The 14,755-nt window shown below is 69.1% G+C and carries 17 protein-coding genes and 1 pseudogene; 8 read left to right on the forward strand and 10 right to left on the reverse strand.

All coding sequences use genetic code 11. The features are described 5' to 3' along the window. Position 1 precedes the first annotated feature (1 nt). The 3 genes and pseudogenes from AC5Y5E_RS22565 to AC5Y5E_RS22575 all read right to left on the reverse strand — a co-directional run. Complete coding sequence (locus AC5Y5E_RS22565) at positions 2–1,204, reverse strand: cytochrome P450 (RefSeq protein ID WP_499905178.1); 1,203 nt, start codon at positions 1,202–1,204, stop codon at positions 2–4. 10 nt (positions 1,205–1,214) lie between these two features. Then, the gene (locus tag AC5Y5E_RS22570; protein WP_499905180.1) at positions 1,215–2,066 is read right to left on the reverse strand and encodes a mycofactocin-coupled SDR family oxidoreductase; all 852 of its coding nucleotides are present in this window, start codon (positions 2,064–2,066) and stop codon (positions 1,215–1,217) included. A gap of 60 nt (positions 2,067–2,126) precedes the next feature. Next, positions 2,127–2,393 (reverse strand): annotated as a pseudogene (locus tag AC5Y5E_RS22575) (TetR/AcrR family transcriptional regulator); the annotation flags it as partial. 230 nt (positions 2,394–2,623) lie between these two features. Here AC5Y5E_RS22575 and lysA point away from each other — a divergent pair. From lysA to AC5Y5E_RS22595, 4 genes are all read left to right on the forward strand, one after another. After that, positions 2,624–3,961 (forward strand): diaminopimelate decarboxylase, encoded by a 1,338-nt coding sequence (gene lysA / locus AC5Y5E_RS22580; protein WP_499905181.1) that lies wholly within the window; start codon positions 2,624–2,626, stop codon positions 3,959–3,961. Positions 3,962–3,972: 11 nt separating this feature from the next. Continuing rightward, positions 3,973–4,779: a rhomboid-like protein gene (locus AC5Y5E_RS22585; RefSeq protein WP_499905718.1), complete on the forward strand. Its 807-nt coding sequence runs from the start codon at positions 3,973–3,975 to the stop codon at positions 4,777–4,779. A gap of 111 nt (positions 4,780–4,890) precedes the next feature. Then, entirely contained in the window at positions 4,891–6,705 is a 1,815-nt protein-coding gene (locus AC5Y5E_RS22590; protein WP_499905182.1) for a PE family protein, read from the forward strand. A 276-nt stretch (positions 6,706–6,981) separates the two neighbouring features. Then, on the forward strand, positions 6,982–7,116 hold the full coding sequence (locus AC5Y5E_RS22595) for a hypothetical protein (RefSeq protein WP_255363081.1): 135 nt from the start codon (positions 6,982–6,984) through the stop codon (positions 7,114–7,116). An 85-nt stretch (positions 7,117–7,201) separates the two neighbouring features. On the opposite strand, the gene AC5Y5E_RS22600 is transcribed toward AC5Y5E_RS22595, so the two are convergent. Continuing rightward, entirely contained in the window at positions 7,202–7,660 is a 459-nt protein-coding gene (locus tag AC5Y5E_RS22600) for a universal stress protein (protein ID WP_499905184.1), read from the reverse strand. A gap of 94 nt (positions 7,661–7,754) precedes the next feature. Continuing rightward, the gene (gene ligD, locus AC5Y5E_RS22605; RefSeq protein ID WP_499905186.1) at positions 7,755–8,795 is read right to left on the reverse strand and encodes a non-homologous end-joining DNA ligase; all 1,041 of its coding nucleotides are present in this window, start codon (positions 8,793–8,795) and stop codon (positions 7,755–7,757) included. A 25-nt stretch (positions 8,796–8,820) separates the two neighbouring features. Here ligD and AC5Y5E_RS22610 point away from each other — a divergent pair, with 25 nt between their 5' ends. Then, positions 8,821–9,903: an ATP-dependent DNA ligase gene (locus tag AC5Y5E_RS22610; RefSeq protein ID WP_499905187.1), complete on the forward strand. Its 1,083-nt coding sequence runs from the start codon at positions 8,821–8,823 to the stop codon at positions 9,901–9,903. Here the strand turns inward: AC5Y5E_RS22610 and AC5Y5E_RS22615 are convergent. Both AC5Y5E_RS22615 and AC5Y5E_RS22620 read right to left on the reverse strand, forming a co-directional pair. Then, positions 9,894–10,289 (reverse strand): hypothetical protein, encoded by a 396-nt coding sequence (locus AC5Y5E_RS22615; RefSeq protein WP_499905189.1) that lies wholly within the window; start codon positions 10,287–10,289, stop codon positions 9,894–9,896. The two genes, AC5Y5E_RS22610 and AC5Y5E_RS22615, sit on opposite strands and share 10 nt — an antisense overlap. Positions 10,290–10,396: 107 nt before the next feature. Continuing rightward, positions 10,397–10,726 carry a hypothetical protein gene (locus AC5Y5E_RS22620; RefSeq protein ID WP_499905191.1) on the reverse strand — a complete coding sequence of 110 codons (330 nt, stop codon included), beginning with the start codon at positions 10,724–10,726 and terminating at the stop codon, positions 10,397–10,399. An 84-nt stretch (positions 10,727–10,810) separates the two neighbouring features. Here AC5Y5E_RS22620 and AC5Y5E_RS22625 point away from each other — a divergent pair, with 84 nt between their 5' ends. The 3 genes from AC5Y5E_RS22625 to AC5Y5E_RS22635 all read left to right on the forward strand — a co-directional run bounded on the left by AC5Y5E_RS22625 (position 10,811) and on the right by AC5Y5E_RS22635 (position 11,945). Further along, positions 10,811–11,260 carry a hypothetical protein gene (locus AC5Y5E_RS22625; protein WP_499905192.1) on the forward strand — a complete coding sequence of 150 codons (450 nt, stop codon included), beginning with the start codon at positions 10,811–10,813 and terminating at the stop codon, positions 11,258–11,260. A gap of 40 nt (positions 11,261–11,300) precedes the next feature. Continuing rightward, a complete protein-coding gene (locus AC5Y5E_RS22630; protein ID WP_499905194.1) occupies positions 11,301–11,669 on the forward strand; it encodes a hypothetical protein in 369 nt (122 codons plus the stop codon). A 117-nt stretch (positions 11,670–11,786) separates the two neighbouring features. Beyond that, the gene (locus AC5Y5E_RS22635; RefSeq protein ID WP_499905196.1) at positions 11,787–11,945 is read left to right on the forward strand and encodes a hypothetical protein; all 159 of its coding nucleotides are present in this window, start codon (positions 11,787–11,789) and stop codon (positions 11,943–11,945) included. A gap of 153 nt (positions 11,946–12,098) precedes the next feature. Here AC5Y5E_RS22635 and AC5Y5E_RS22640 read toward each other — a convergent pair whose 3' ends face one another. From AC5Y5E_RS22640 to AC5Y5E_RS22650, 3 genes are read right to left on the reverse strand one after another with little or no spacing between them, the layout of a single operon-like run. Next, positions 12,099–13,328: a cytochrome P450 gene (locus AC5Y5E_RS22640; RefSeq protein ID WP_499905197.1), complete on the reverse strand. Its 1,230-nt coding sequence runs from the start codon at positions 13,326–13,328 to the stop codon at positions 12,099–12,101. A gap of 33 nt (positions 13,329–13,361) precedes the next feature. After that, a complete protein-coding gene (locus AC5Y5E_RS22645) occupies positions 13,362–14,267 on the reverse strand; it encodes a haloalkane dehalogenase (RefSeq protein WP_499905198.1) in 906 nt (301 codons plus the stop codon). A 1-nt stretch (position 14,268) separates the two neighbouring features. Then, complete coding sequence (locus tag AC5Y5E_RS22650) at positions 14,269–14,754, reverse strand: NUDIX hydrolase (RefSeq protein ID WP_499905200.1); 486 nt, start codon at positions 14,752–14,754, stop codon at positions 14,269–14,271. Position 14,755: the final 1 nt, after the last annotated feature.

Consider the following 14,755-nt stretch of genomic DNA (forward strand, 5'->3'; position numbering starts at 1 on the left):
CCTAGGGCAGTACGACCCGCAGGCGCTCCCAGCCGCGCACGGTCGACGTCGACGCCAATTGCGCCGTGTCGTAGTCGATGTCCCACTCGGGCCACCGGTTAAGGATCTCGTCCAGCGCGACGCGGCCCTCGAGGCGCGCGAGGTTCGCACCCAGGCAGTAGTGCACACCTTTGCCGAAGGTGATGTGCGAGATGTTGTCGCGGCGGATGTTGTACGTGTCCGGATCCCGGTAGCGGCGATGATCGCGGTTGGCGGCGCCGAACAGCAGGAGCATGGCGCTGCCGGCCGGGACGGTCCTGCCGTAGCACTCGAAATCCTTTGCCATCCAACGGGCGACGTGTGGGCCGGTGGGCTCGAACCGCAGCGTCTCGTCGACGGTCCGGGTCAGCAGCGACCGGTCTTGGTAGACCTCCCGGCGCTGGTCGGGGTGCTCGGCGAGCACCTTGGCCAGCCAGCCGATCAGCCGGCCCGTCGTCTCGTTGCCAGCGCCCGCGACCACCTGGGTGTAGTGCAGCACCTCCTTGCGCGTCAGCTTTCGGTGCACCCCGCGCTCGTCGCCGAACTCGACGTTGAGCAGCGTGGTCATCAGGTCGTCCGACGGGTTCTTGGAACGCCATTCGACGTAGTCGGCGTAGATCCGGCCGTCGGCGATCGAGTCGGCGTCGGCGACCTTCATCGGGGTCCCCGGCTTGGTGCGCAGGTTGGCGTCGTTGGCGTCGCGGACCGAAACCTGTTCGGACTCGGGGATTCCCAGCAGCATGCCGATCACCCGCATCGGCATCATCGACGCGAGTTCGGCGATGATGTCGAATCCCCCCGACCCGACCAGCGGGTCCAGGCACCGCACGCAGTACCTCCGGATCTGGTCCTCGAGCTCGGCCATCCGGCGCGGCGTGAACACCCGCGACATCAGGCCGCGCAGCCGCGTGTGTTCGGGCGGATCCTGGAACATCATGACGCCGCCGGGCATGTCGAATTTCGACTGGATCAGCTCGAGGATGTCGCTTCTCCTGTTGGAGAACGTCTCCCAGTTGGCCAGCGCCCGTTCGACGTCGGAATGCCGTGATACCGCCCAGAAGTCGTACCGCTTGTTGTAGTAGATCGGCGCCTCTTCGCGCAGCCGCGCGTAGGTCGGGTACGGATCGGCGATGATGCCGGTGTCGTAGGGGTCGTAATAGACGTCGGTGTCGCTGGTGACGGTCATCGATGCTTCCTCACTTCAGGCAGCTGCCGGCATCCACCGGCAGCGCGACGCCGGTGATGTAGCGCGCTTCGTCGGAGGCCAAAAACAGCACGGCGTTGCTGATGTCTTCGGGGGTCACCCAGGGGATCGGCAAGTAGTGGAAGCTCTGACACACCGGCGCCAGGTCGTCGGGCCCCGGGTTTTCCAGCTGGGGCCGAAAGGCGCGGTAGGTCGCCTCGTTCATCAGCAGCGGCGAATTCACGTGCGTCGGAAGGACGGCGTTGACCCTGACCATGCGCTGGCCCAATTCGACCGCGAACGAGCGCATCAGCCCGATCACACCGTGCTTGGCCGCGACGTAATGCCCGACGTGCGGATACGCCTTGTTGCCGGCCACCGACGACGTCAAAACGATCGACCCGCCGCGGCCGCCATCGAGAACGTGGGGGACGCCGGCCTTCACCGTCTTCCACACCCCGCTGAGGTTGACGTCGATCATCTCCTGCCACAGCGCCTCGTCGGTCTTGTGCAGCTTGCCCGCCGTGGTGCCGATGCCGGCGTTGGCGACGATGACGTCCAGGCGCCCCAGCTGTTCGACCCCGCTGTCGACGGCGGCGCGCAACGCGTCGAAATCGCGAACGTCGACTTCGGCGGTGACGACGCGGCCACCGGCGTCCTTCACCAATCCGGCCGTCTCGTCGAGGTCTTCGGGCGTCGCCCCGTCGGCCGGCGAGGCCTCGAACTTGCGGCAGATGTCGACGGCGATGATGTCGGCGCCCTCCCGCGCGAGCCGGACGGCGTGGCTGCGGCCCTGCCCGCGCGCGGCGCCGGTCACGAACGCGACCTTGCCCTCCATCCGGCCCATTGCCACCTCGATCCCCATATTTGGGCGATCGCCCAAATATGGGCGCACGCCATGTGTAGCAGCCCCGGGAGGCGCTCGTCAAGGGCGTAACGCGACATCGATCAGCGTGGCGGCGGCGGCCCGGGCGTGGACCACCGGCGCGGTGTCGTTCAGCGACGTCGCCATCGCCGCGGCGCCCTCGAACAGCACGGCCAGCTGCTGGCCGAGCAGGTGCGGATCGGCGGCACCCGCCTGCTGCGCCACGGCGATGAGGCGGCGGGTGAACTCCTGCTTGTGCGCCCGCACGATCTCGTCCGCGCTCGGCAGCGACCCGGCGGATTCCACGGCCGCGTTGTGAAAGGGGCAGAGAAACCGCAACTTCCGCTGCGTATCCCTATCGGTGACGCCGCGCGGGCATTGCTGTCTTCCCGTCACGCGGCGCCCGACGACGTTCCCTTCATCCCGGCGGCCTATTTCGCCTAGTCGGACCCCGGTCAGCCGGCCCGCCGTGATGATTCCGTGAAGATTAATCACACGCGTGTGAAAGCTTCGTTAAGAAGGCGGCAGAGCCCGCTTTGCGCCTGCACCGTGGAAGCATGACGCTGTCCGAGCTGCTTTCGTCGCAGCGGCGCGAGGTGCGACCGCACCTCGACCGCGCGATCTGGCCGCTGAGCAGCTCCGTCGACGAAACGGGCCGATTGTGCATCGGCGGGTTGGCGGTCACCGAGCTCGCGGCCGAGTTCGGCACGCCGGCCTACGTGCTCGACGAGGAGGACTTCCGGGCCCGCATCCGGGGTTATCGCGCGGCGCTGCCCGGTGTCGAGCTGATCTACGCCGGCCGGGCCCTGCTCAGTGCGACCGTCGCGGGGTGGGCCGCCGAGGAGGGCGCCGGCGTGGAGGTCTGCTCGGGCGGCGAACTGGCCACCGCCCTGACCGGCGAGGTGCCGCCGTCGAACATCGTCCTCAACGGCACCGCCAAGAGCGCCGCGGAACTCGACGACGCGGTCGCGGCGGGGGTGGGCCGAATCGTGATCGACACCCCGAACGAGATCGCGCTGCTCGCCGGGCGGGTGCGCCGTCGTCAACGCGTGCTGATCCGGGTGATCCCCGACATCGACGCCGGCGACCAGAGATTCGGCTTCGCCCTGGCGGGCGGCCAGGCGGCCGGTGCGGTCAAGCGCCTCCTGGGCGAGCCGTGGCTTGACCTGGTCGGGCTGCACTGCCAACTGGGTTCGCAGCTGGCCGACGCCGCGCTGTACGGCGCCGCCATCCGGCAGATTCTGGCGTTGATGGCGGAGGTCCGCGATCGCCATCACGTCGTGCTGACCGAACTCAGCCTCGGCGGCGGACATGCGGTTCCCTACCGGAGCGGCGAACCCGCCTTCAACCCGCGGGCATTCGGCACGGTCATCGACGCCGCGCTCCAATCCGCTTGCGCCCAATACGATTATCCGCGACCACGGATCATCATCGGGCCGGGCCGCGCGATCGCGGCGCGGGCGGGGATGACGCTGTACCGGGTGGTCGCCGTCAAGCGCCGGCCCGACGGGCACACCCTCGTCGCGGTGGACGGCGGGATGAGCGACAACCCCCGGATGGCTCCTGCCGGCGCGAAATACACGGTGGCACTTGCCAACCGGCAGCCGTCGACGGCCACCGCCCCGGTCACGGTGGTGGGCCGGCACTGCGAGGCCGGCGACGAGATCGCTCGCGACATCGAGCTGCCCGCCGACATCCATCCCGGCGATCTGCTGGCGGTGGCCTGTACCGGCGCCTACCACTACTCGATGGGATCGAGCTGCAGCGTGGTGGGACGCCCGCCGCTGGTCGCGGTCACCGCGGGCCGAGCGCGCGAACTGGTGCGCCGCGAAACCACCGCAGACCTGCTCGGCCGGGACCGGGGCTGGTCGGGCCATTCGGATCGAGGCGAATAGCCGTGGCCACCATGACTATTCGCGACAGCACCGAGCGTTGGGCAGCGCGGACCCTGTCGGGCGCGGCGTCGGTGCGCATCACCGCCGCGTACGCCGTCCTCTTGGCCGCGATCTCGCTCGGGTTGAACGCGCTCGGTCCGCACGCGCGCGAAGTCGCCGTGAGCCGCATGAGCACCAACCTCCACAATTTGGCCCACGGCCGCCTCAGCACGCTGATCGGCAGCGCGTTCGTCGACGACGGCGGCGAGATCTGCGCCTGCCTGCCCGGACTCGTCTGCCTGCTGGCTTTGGGCGAATTGATCTGGCGCGGCAGGGGTTTGATCATCGCGTTCGCCGTCGGTCATATCGGCGCCACCCTCCTCGTGGCGGCCGGGCTGGTCGTCGCGGTGGAGGTCGGCTGGCTGCCGTTCTCCATTGCGCACGCGAGCGACGTGGGGGTCAGCTACGGCGCGGTTTGTGTCCTCGGCGCTCTGACGGCCTCCATTCCGTCGGGCTGGCGACCGGCGTGGGTCGGGTGGTGGCTCGGGATCGCGCTGATGGCGGCCGCGGGAGCGGACTTCACGGCCGTCGGCCACGTGCTGGCGCTGCTGCTCGGGATCGGTCTGTCCTATCGGCTGCCTGCGACGGCCGCCTGGACCCCCACGCGGGTCGCCTTGCTGATCGGCGGTGCCGCGTTCGGGTACTTCATGCTGTCCGGGTCGTCGCCGGTGACGACGGTCGCCGGTCTTGCCGGGATGCTGGTCGCGCTTCTCACCGCCCGGGTATCGCGGCCGAGCAACGAGGCCTCGCGGTCGGAATTCGTCCCGCAGCCTGTTTAGGCGCGGTACTGCTCGTGGCAACGGTGCGAATGCATCGCCAGGGATGGCGGTCGGGCGGGTCCGTCGATACGATCTGATTTGCCCGGGGGTCGCGACGGTAGGTGGATAGCGATGTCGTACCTGGTAGCAGCCCCCGACGTTTTTGCAACGGCAGCATCCGACTTGGCCAGTCTGGGTTCGGCCATAACCGCGGCGAGTGCCTCCGCGGCAGGCCCGACGACCGGGCTATTGGCCGCGGGCGCGGACGAGGTGTCGGCGGCGGTGGCGTCGCTGCTTTCTGGGCACGCGCAGGCCTATCAACAGGTGAGCGCTGCGACGACCGCGTTTCACGCTCAGTTCGTCCAGGCGTTGACCGCGGCCGGAGGTGCCTACACGGCCGCCGAGGCCGCCAACGCCTCACCGCTGCAGACCGTTTGGCAAGACGTGCGCGGGGTGATCAACACGCCCACCGAGTTGTTGCTGGGCACCCCGTTGATCGGCAAGGGCACCGATGGTGCGCCGGGGACAGGGCAGAACGGCGGGCCGGGCGGGCTGTTGTTCGGGCCCGGCGGCGACGGCGGGTCCGGCGCGCCCGGACAGCCGGGCGGCCGCGGCGGCAACGCCTGGTTCTTCGGTAACGGCGGCCACGGCGGGGCCGGCGGACAGGGCACCACCGGCGCCACCGGCATCGCCGGCAGCCCGGACCCCACCAAAATTAACGGCGGCATCGGCGGCAATGGCGGAGCCGGCGGGGCCGGCGGCACCGGCGGGCTGATCTTCGGCAACGGCGGCGCCGGCGGTGTGGGCGGCATCGGCGGGACGGGCGGCACCGGCGGGCACGGGATCGACGGCACGGCCGGCTCCCTCAACGGCGGCAGCGGCACCGATGGCGGCCAGGGCGGCACCGGCGGGGCCGGCGGGGCCGGCGGCCTAACCGGGGCCCTCGGCCATGCCGGGGCCAACGGCACCGGCGGCAGCGGCGGCACGGGCGGCCAGGGCGGCCACGGCGGGATCGGCGCCGACCTCTCCGGCACCGGCACCGCCGGCAGCGGCGGGGACGGCGGCAGGGGCGGGACCGCCGGCCTGGCCGGCGCTGGCGGCGCCGCGGGCACCGGAGGCGCCGGCGGCGACGGCGGCCACGGCGGCAACGCCACCCTCACCACCGGCGTCGACGGCGGCGTCGTTGGTGGCAACGGCGGCAACGGTGGTCAGGGCGGCTTCGGCAGCACCGGCGGCAACGGCGGCAACGGCGGCGACGCCGGCAGCGCCACCACAACCGTCACCGCCAGCGGTATCAGTGCTTTCGCCATAGGCGGCGGCGGTGGCAGCGGGGGCTTCGGCGGCGACGTGCTCGCCGGAACCTCGGGCGTCGGCGGCGCCGGTGGTGCCGGCGGCGGCGCCCAGATCGTCGGCAACGGTGGCCTCCAGGCCTTCGGCGGCAGCGGTGGCCAAGGCGGCGGCACCGCGGGCGGCATCGGCGGTTTCGGCGGTGGCGGCGGTGGCGGCGCCTCCAGCCAGGTCGGCGGCGGTGTCGACGTCACCGGAAACACCGGCGGCACCGGCGGCGGCAATGGCGGCGGAGGAGGAGGCGTCGGCGGCAACTCCAGCTACAACGGCGGCCTCGGCACCATCGACGCCGCCGGCGGCGGCGGAGGAGGCGGTGGGTCCGCATTCACCGGCGGCACGGGCGGCACCGGCGGTACCGGCGGCGGCATCGCGGGCTTCGGGCAGCCCCTCGGCGGCACCGGCGGCATACCCGGCGCCGGCGGCTTCAGCGGCTTCGGCAACCCCGGCGGCGGCACCGGCGGCGGCACCGGCGGCATCGGCGGCGGCACCAACGCCGCCTCCGGCAGCAGCGGCGGCAGCGGCGGCGGCGGCGGTGGCGCCACCGTCGCGGGCTCCGGCCTCGGCAAAGCCACGGGCGGCCACGGCGGTTTGGGCGGCTAGCCCTTAAGCGTTGTTCTCACTAACAGAACGCAGATCCGTCGGTGGCGTTGTGCGGGTGTATCGGGCGAATTTTGGGCACGTTTTGCGTCGGGCACCGCCCGCGGGGCCGTCGCGCAACTAGGCCGGTACGTCGGGGCGCTCACCGATGGCGCACCTAGTACGGCACAACGAAGCTTTGTGATCATGATCTCTAATGAATGCCGGTTGGGCGGAGATCAATTCGGAATCGTAAACCGTTCATTTCGACGAGGGACGCGAAAAGATCGGAGCCTTGAAATGAACATCCACGCCACGCCCGACCGGATCGACTATCAGCTGACCCGCGCGTTCGTCGCCATAGAGCTACAAAGCCAAGACAGGATCGACCAAGCCGTAGACCGGCTGGCGATCAGCCTGCTCGTGCAAGCCTGACCGTGAGCACGCAAACCGCCCTCATTACCCTGCAATGGCACATCTAACAGAGCAGACGCGCACTACGCGCCTTTCTGACGGTGCCTCAGTCGCTGGTGTGGACGATCAACACGTCGGTCTTGGCCCTGCGGGAGACTTCGGATGGGACTGCTCCCAGCAGCCGCCCGGCGACCTTGCTGAGCCCGACGTTGCCGACGACCAGCAGGTCGGCATGGACCTCCTCGGCCAGCTGCACCAGCGCATCGACCGGATGGCCGACGATCGCCTCCTGCAGCACGTTCTTGGCCCCGGCTTTGTACGCCCGCTCGCTGGCGTCCCGCAGGATCTCGCGGAAGGGGGTTTCGCGCTGCGTCCGGTAGTCCGCGCCATGGTCGCTCCCCGGCGGAATGGCGTAGCGGCCCTTTTCCTCGCGGACGGGGGCATGGGCCGTAGCGACAATCAATTTCGCGCCCTGATCCGCAGCGATCGCCGCTGCGCGGTCCACCGCAAACATCGACGTGTAAGAGCCATCGGTGCCGACCACGATGGTCTGATAGCCGGTCATTTCCCACCAGTGTAGGGCCGATGAGATCAAGCGCAATGCGCCCGGCGGTTAGGTTGACAATCGGGTGTCGGGAAGCCGCCAGCAGTCCGACTGTTCACTTCGGCTTGTTTTTCCTGGTTAGATCCGTATCCCGGCTCGGCTGAACACGTTTCGGCTCGCCGGGCATCTTCGGATAGTTCGGCGGATACGGCATGTCGCCCAACCCGCGGTCCGCATCGGCCGACGCCAGCTCGAGCAGTGGCGCGATCGACTGGGCCACGTCGTCCATGCCCGCCCACGGGTCTTCCCGGCGCGCCACGAAATCCGGCACCGTAGCCATCGTGAAGTCGTCGGGATCGGCACCGGCGAGTTCGTCCCATGTCAGCGGCGTCGACACCGTCGCGATCGGGGTGCGCCGCACCGAATACGGCGACGCCATGGTGCGGTCGCGGGCGTTCTGGTTGAAGTCGATGAAGATCCGCTCGCCCCGTTCTTCCTTCCACCACGACGTGGTCACCGCGTCGGGGGCGCGCCGTTCCACCTCGCGGGCCAGTGCGATGCCCGCCCGGCGCACTTCGACGAAGTCCCAGTCGGTGGCGATGCGCAGGAAGACGTGCACCCCGCGTCCTCCGGACGTCTTCGGGTACCCGACCAGACCGAGTTCGTCGAGCAGCGGACGCAGCACGTCGACGGCAACCGACCGCGCCTGCTGAAAACCGGTGCCCGGCTGGGGATCCAGGTCGATCCTCAACTCGTCGGGATGGTCGGTGTCCGGGCAGCGCACCTGCCAGGGATGCAGCGTGACGGTGCCCATCTGCGCCGCCCACACGATCGCCGACGGATGGGTCACCTTCAGCGCGTCGGCGGTGCGCCCCGACGGGAACGTCACCCGGCAGGTCTCCAGGTAGTCGGGGTGGTGCTGCGGCACCCGCTTCTGGTAGATCTCCTCGCCGTCGATGCCGTCGGGGAAGCGCTGCAGATGGGTGGGCCGGTCGCGCAGCGCGGTCAGCATCGGCCCGCCGCCCACGGCCAGGTAGTACTCGACGAGCCGGCGCTTGGTGCCCTGCGACCCGAGGGCGGGGAAGTACACCTTGTCGGGGTTGGTCACCCGCACCGCAATGCCGTCGACGTCGATTTCCTCCGCTGCAGCCGCCACATTCTGATTCCAGCACAATGACCTCATGCAGTTGCCCGTCATGCCGCCGGTGTCGCCGATGCTGGCCAAGCCGGTGCGCTCGATGCCGCCGGACGCGTCGTACGAACCCAAATGGGACGGCTTCCGGTCCATCTGCTTCCGCGACCGCGAGGAAGTCGAACTCGGCAGCCGCAACGAGCGCCCGATGACGCGCTACTTCCCCGAGCTGGTCGCGGCCGCCAAGGCGGAGCTACCGGAGCGCTGCGTGATCGACGGCGAGATCGTCGTCGCCACCGGCCACGGCCTGGACTTCGAGGCGCTGCAACAACGGATCCACCCGGCCGATTCGCGGGTGCGGATGCTCGCCGAGAAGACACCCGCGTCCTTCATCGCATTCGACCTGCTCGCCCTGGGCGACGACGACTACACCGCGCGCCCGTTCAGCGAGCGGCGCGCGGCCCTCGTCGACGCCCTGGCGCACTCCGGGCCGTCGATCCACGTCACGCCGGCCACCACCGACATGGCAACGGCGCAGCGCTGGTTCGAGGAGTTCGAGGGCGCCGGCCTCGACGGCGTCATCGCCAAGCCGCTGGGCATCACCTATCAGCCGGACAAGCGCGTCATGTTCAAGGTCAAACACGAGCGGACCGCCGACTGCGTGGTCGCCGGCTACCGGGTGCACAAGTCCGGCGGTGACGCGATCGGCTCGCTTTTACTCGGGCTCTACACCGACGACGGCCAGCTCGCGTCGGTCGGCGTGATCGGCGCCTTCCCGATGGCCGAACGGCGGCGGCTGTTCGCCGAATTGCAGCCGTTGGTCACCACTTTCGAGGGTCACCCGTGGAACTGGGCCGCGCACGAGGCGGGTGAACGGACGCCGCGCAAGAACGAGTTCTCGCGCTGGAACGCCGGCAAGGACCTCTCGTTCGTGCCGCTACGGCCCGAGCGGGTGGTCGAGGTGCGCTACGACCACATGGAGGGCCCGCGGTTCCGCCACACCGCCCAGTTCAGCCGCTGGCGCCCCGACCGCGACCCGCGCTCGTGCACCTACGCGCAACTCGAACAGCCGGTCACCTTCAGCCTCGGCGACATCGTGCCCGGCCTGGGGCCGGGCTCCGATCACGCGTGAGGGCAGAACATCCCGAGGATCTGCTGGCAGTTGTCCTTGTTGATCAGGCCCGGTGGCGCCGGCGGGGGCGGCGGCGGCGGATTTTCTCCGTCCCAGATGTTTTGGGCGACATTCCCCTGCCCGAAGTACACGTAGTAGTAGGTGTGGCAGATGTTGTTGTCCCAGATCACCGGGTTGGTGACGTGGTTGCCGGTCGGCGGCAGCGGTTGCCCCGGGCACCAGCGGCACGGCCCCTGCGGGTGGTCCTCCGGGCAACCGGGCCAGGCATTCAGCGGCGCGGGAGCGGGATGGGCCGACGCGGTTCCCACGGTCAGGCCCAAACCGGCAACGCCGAGGCCGCCGGCCACCAGCGCGGTGGTCGCCAGCCGAGCGATGCGCCCTGTCATGGAACGAACGTTGTTCATCGTTGTCCTTTCCGGTGATTGCGGTCCTGTGGGCCGCGTTTGCTGTGCAAAGTCGACATCGCCCGCGTCGCTACCGGTCCCAATTTCGGCTACGGGCACATGAACGAGATCGGTGGACACCCTCGCGGTGTGATCGCCTCCGGCGGCGGGTTATCGCCGTCCCAAATGGAAATGGGCCGGCCCTGGCTGGTCACGTTGCCCATCCCGTAATTGGTGGGGTACCAGGTGTGGCAGACGTTCCAATCCCAGTCGATCAAGCCGTTGACCACATAGGGCATGTTCTTCGGATTCCCCGGGCACCAGCGGTGTGGGCCGTCGGCGTGGGCGGTGCCCGCCCCCAGCCCGAGCCCGGCCGCCGCCAGCCCACCCGAAAGCAGCGCGCCGGCAAAAATCGCTTTCAGGGTGCGGGTGCTATCCATATGGGTTCCTTTCGCCGCTATGGGCCGTAAGGTATCGCCCCCGACTTGCGAAATTCTTGCGATTACGACCACTAAGCTGTCGTGATGCTGAATGTCGCCGCGCTGTTCGTGGCCGGTACCGCCACCCTCGACGAGACCGGTGCGATCTATGCCACCCGCGTGCCCACGACGGACTTTCAGGTCGCGCAAATCCCTTTGACGGCAAAGGTTCCGGTCGTCCTGGTGGTGCACGCGCGCTGCGGCGGTGACTACGACGCGGAACTGCATGTCGTGTGCAAAGACCCGGCGGGGGTGCCGCGCGGCAGCCTCCAGGGATCTTGGCACTGGCCGGACGAAGCCGATAAACCGTCGAAGTACCGTTGCTTTACCCAAGACCTCGTCATCTCCGTCGAAGCGGAAGGCGAGTACACAATCGGCGCCTATTACGACCCGCACGGCAAAATCGAGATGGCCACACCGATACCGATTTCGATTTCTTTGGTCGCGGCGAATCCGGGCGGCGAAGGCGGGGGCGGCACCGACCCCGAAGGCTAGGCGGCGTTTATCCGGGCCCGGGAGCGGGCACGCGAAAAGGATGTCAGTAACAGCATTCAAGGATCTTCCGCTGGCCGATCGCGACCGGAAGTGGGACGGTGGCGCCGCCGAAAAGCGGGTGCGCAAGTGGGCCGGCGCGGAGGACAAGCCGAACCAGAAATACCGGGACGCTCACATCTGGTACGACAGCGACAAGAAGGACAACTTCACCGGCTACAAGCTGCTGTTCGCCGACGTGATCGACGGCAAACTCCAGGCGGTACCGCGGGGAGTGATGATCGCCGGCGCGATCATGGACGGTGCGCGCGGCGGCATCGACCTACCGAAGGCCGACGTCGACCGCGTCAAGAGCCACCTGGCGAAGTACTACCGCAAAATGGACGAAAGCGCGCCGTGGGAACGCGGCTGAACTCACCGGCCGCGGCGGTTGCCAGTGAGCAGGTTGTAGCAAGTCGATCATCGCGGGCAGCGTTGCCGCAACAGCGGTTTCGTACGGTGATGGCATGCTAGGACGAGAATCACCCCGATGACGTGGTACTGCTGGGCCACCCAGGCAACCATGGTCATAGCCCTTACCGCACGCCACCTGAAATCGCACGGGACGGAAAACAACCCGTCCGTCCCCGCCTGGCCGGTGGTGCGCAGCGGGATCAACGACGAGACGTACCGCCAGCGCATCATGTGACCCTTCGGCGAGAGGGCGTTCAGGACTTTCGGTGTGCAATGGCGGTTTTCAGCGTGAGGTCAGGGGGATTTCGGCGGTCCGTCCGCCCAGAACTCCCGCACGACGCCCACGACTTAACACTCAAACGTCCGAGCGCCGTGGACCAGGCGCGAACTAGACGGCGACCATCAGCTCCGACAGGCCGCGTAACGTGACGTTCGCCTTGTATTGCGGCTCGCCGGCCAGTTGCGCGTTCGGGAAGCGCGCCGTCACCGCCGACAAGGCGACGCCGGCTTCCAGTCGCGCCAGCGGCGCACCCAGGCAGTAGTGGATGCCGCGGCCAAAACCCAAGTGCCGCAAGGTCCCTCGATCCGGATCGAAGGTGTCGGGCCGGTCGAATTCGGCGGGATCGCGCTGGGCCGCGCCCAGCAGGACCATCATGATGTCGCCCGCCGGCACGTCGAGGTCCCCGATCGTCATGTCCGCGAGGGCGACTCGCCCGGCCAGCTGCACCGGCGGGTCGTAACGCAGGGTCTCCTCGACGATCGCCGGCGCCCGGCCGGCGTCGGCACCCAACGCGGACCAGTGAACGGGGTTGCGCAGCATGGCCAAGACCGCGTTCCCGATCAGGTTCACCGTGGTCTCGTGTCCCGCGATCAGCAGCAGATTGCAGGTCGAGACGATCTCCTCCTCGGTCAGCTGATCGCCGGACTCCTCCACCGCGATCAAGCCCGACAGCAGGTCGTCGCCGGGCTCAGACCGGCGCCGGTCGACCAGCTCGTGGAGGTATCCACGCAGCCGCTTCACCGCCTGCATCCGCTCGTTCATCACGTCCGGCGGCACGCCGGTGAGCGTCGAGAACGGGTCCAGCGCCTGCGCCAGCACCGCCGACGCGCGGCTGAATAGCGGCTCGTCGTCCAGCGGCACTCCGAGCAGCCGGCAGATCACCGCCACCGGCAGCGGGTAGGCGAAATCGTCGACGACGTCGAACTCACCCTGCTCTGCGATCCGATCGAGCAGCCCGTCCACCAGCGCGGTGATCTCCGGATGCAGGCCGCTCACCACTTTCGGCGCGAACGCCTTGCTGACCAGCTTGCGCAGCCGGGTGTGGTCGGGCGGATCGAGGAACAAAAATCCCGGCGGGAACGTCCGGGGCTGCACCACACCCGCCTCGAGCTGGCGCTTGGTGACCGTCGAGTTCGCGTTGCTGCTGCTCGACGACGGGTGCCGCAAAACCTCGTCGCAGTCCCGGTACGCCGAGAAGACGGCGAGCGTCGTCTCCGGCAGCACGATCGGTCCGTGGTCGCGAAACTGCGCAAACAGCCGGTAGGGGTCGGCGCGATTGGCCGGGTCGAGCAGCTGCAGCAGCAGCGCCTGCGATTCGGCCTGGGCGGCGGTCGTCATGCCCCACATTCTGCCCGCGCCGCGCGGGGCGGCTCAGCGGCGCAGGAACTCGACGATGTGGTTGGCGAGTTCCTCGCCGGCGTCCTCCTGCAGAAAGTGGCCGGCCCCGGCGATCGTCGGGTGATCGATGCCCTGCGCGCCGCGCATCTCGCGCCGGAAGATCGCGGCCATCGGCCCGGTGATGGGATCGCTGTCGCTGAACGCGACGAGCATGGGCGTCGGGCTCACGCACAGCTTGGCCCACGCCGCCTTGTTGGCCGGCGCCGCGGGATCGTCCGGTGAGGTGGGCACCAGGCCGGGCATGGCGCGCGGCCCGGCGCAATACTGGTCGTCCGGGAACGGTGCGTCGTAGCCCGCGCGCACCTCGCCGCTCAGCTCCTGGCGGCACCCGCCCTGCACGAACCAGCCGATGTTCAGATTCGGTGCGGTAGTGATGGCCTCGCGGAAGCGCCACCACACGTCGGCCATCGGCTGCTCGCCGTTCGGCAGCCCGGTGTTGGCGACCACCAGCCGGGCGAACCGTTCGGGGTGCTCGGCCGCCAGCCGCAAGCCGATCAACCCGCCCCAGTCCTGGCCGACCAGGGTCACGTTGCGCAGGTCGAGGACGTCGAAGGCCACGGTGCGCATCCATTCGACATGGCGCGCGTAGCTGTGGTCCTCGCGGCGGGTCGGCTTGTCGGAACGCCCGAACCCGACCAGGTCGGGGCAGACGACGCGATGCCCGGCGGCAGCCAGGATCGGGATCATCTTGCGGTACAGGTACGACCACGACGGCTCGCCGTGCAGCATCAAAACCGGGTCGGCGCCCCGCGGGCCGTCCTCGACCCAGGCGGCGCGCAGCGTCCCGCCGTCGCCGTCGGCGATCTCGCAATAGCTTGGGGCATAAGGAAAGTCGGGCAGGTCGTCGAACCGCTCGTCGGGTGTGCGCAGTGTTTGCATATCAGTCCCCTTCGGTTAAGCCCGCCAATGCCGGATCTGCCATCAATCGATCGAGAAACGGACGCTGCCCCTTGAGTAGCTTGGTGCGCGCCTGCGCCACCGGAAACCAGCCGACCCGGTCGACCTCGGGGAACTCCCGCATCCGGCCCGAGCCCTTCGGCCACTCGATCTGGAAGGTGTTGCTGTGCGCGTCGGTGACGTCGAGGTCGCCCCCGACCGCGAACGCGGTGACGACCTTGCCGCTGGGTTGTTTCAGAGCGCCGAAGTCGAGTCGCGGTCCGGCCGGCACCGAAAACCCGAGCTCCTCGGAAAACTCGCGCTGCGCGACCGTCCAGGGGTCCTCGCCGTCGGCGTACTCGCCCTTGGGTATCGACCAGGATCCCTCGTCTTTGCGGGCCCAGAACGGACCGCCGGGATGTGCGATCAGGACTTCGACGACGCCGTCACGCGCCCGGTACAACAGCACACCCGCACTCAGCGTGGGCATG

The sequence above is a fragment of the Mycobacterium sp. NGS54 genome, assembly GCF_059812465.1.

Bases quoted from the DNA above. Each gene is read 5' to 3' on its own strand.
- AC5Y5E_RS22615 (WP_499905189.1), bottom strand. From the start codon at position 10,289: ATGACAGGGCGCATCGCTCGGCTGGCGACCACCGCGCTGGTGGCCGGC.
- AC5Y5E_RS22635 (WP_499905196.1), top strand. From the start codon at position 11,787: ATGACGTGGTACTGCTGGGCCACCCAGGCAACCATGGTCATAGCCCTT.
- AC5Y5E_RS22630 (WP_499905194.1), top strand. From the start codon at position 11,301: ATGTCAGTAACAGCATTCAAGGATCTTCCGCTGGCCGATCGCGACCGG.
- AC5Y5E_RS22565 (WP_499905178.1), bottom strand. From the start codon at position 1,204: ATGACCGTCACCAGCGACACCGACGTCTATTACGACCCCTACGACACC.
- AC5Y5E_RS22625 (WP_499905192.1), top strand. From the start codon at position 10,811: ATGCTGAATGTCGCCGCGCTGTTCGTGGCCGGTACCGCCACCCTCGAC.
- AC5Y5E_RS22585 (WP_499905718.1), top strand. From the start codon at position 3,973: ATGACTATTCGCGACAGCACCGAGCGTTGGGCAGCGCGGACCCTGTCG.
- AC5Y5E_RS22610 (WP_499905187.1), top strand. From the start codon at position 8,821: ATGCAGTTGCCCGTCATGCCGCCGGTGTCGCCGATGCTGGCCAAGCCG.
- AC5Y5E_RS22595 (WP_255363081.1), top strand. From the start codon at position 6,982: ATGAACATCCACGCCACGCCCGACCGGATCGACTATCAGCTGACCCGC.
- AC5Y5E_RS22600 (WP_499905184.1), bottom strand. From the start codon at position 7,660: ATGACCGGCTATCAGACCATCGTGGTCGGCACCGATGGCTCTTACACG.
- AC5Y5E_RS22650 (WP_499905200.1), bottom strand. From the start codon at position 14,754: ATGCCCACGCTGAGTGCGGGTGTGCTGTTGTACCGGGCGCGTGACGGC.
- AC5Y5E_RS22570 (WP_499905180.1), bottom strand. From the start codon at position 2,066: ATGGGGATCGAGGTGGCAATGGGCCGGATGGAGGGCAAGGTCGCGTTC.
- lysA (WP_499905181.1), top strand. From the start codon at position 2,624: ATGACGCTGTCCGAGCTGCTTTCGTCGCAGCGGCGCGAGGTGCGACCG.
- AC5Y5E_RS22620 (WP_499905191.1), bottom strand. From the start codon at position 10,726: ATGGATAGCACCCGCACCCTGAAAGCGATTTTTGCCGGCGCGCTGCTT.
- AC5Y5E_RS22640 (WP_499905197.1), bottom strand. From the start codon at position 13,328: ATGACGACCGCCGCCCAGGCCGAATCGCAGGCGCTGCTGCTGCAGCTG.
- AC5Y5E_RS22645 (WP_499905198.1), bottom strand. From the start codon at position 14,267: ATGCAAACACTGCGCACACCCGACGAGCGGTTCGACGACCTGCCCGAC.
- AC5Y5E_RS22590 (WP_499905182.1), top strand. From the start codon at position 4,891: ATGTCGTACCTGGTAGCAGCCCCCGACGTTTTTGCAACGGCAGCATCC.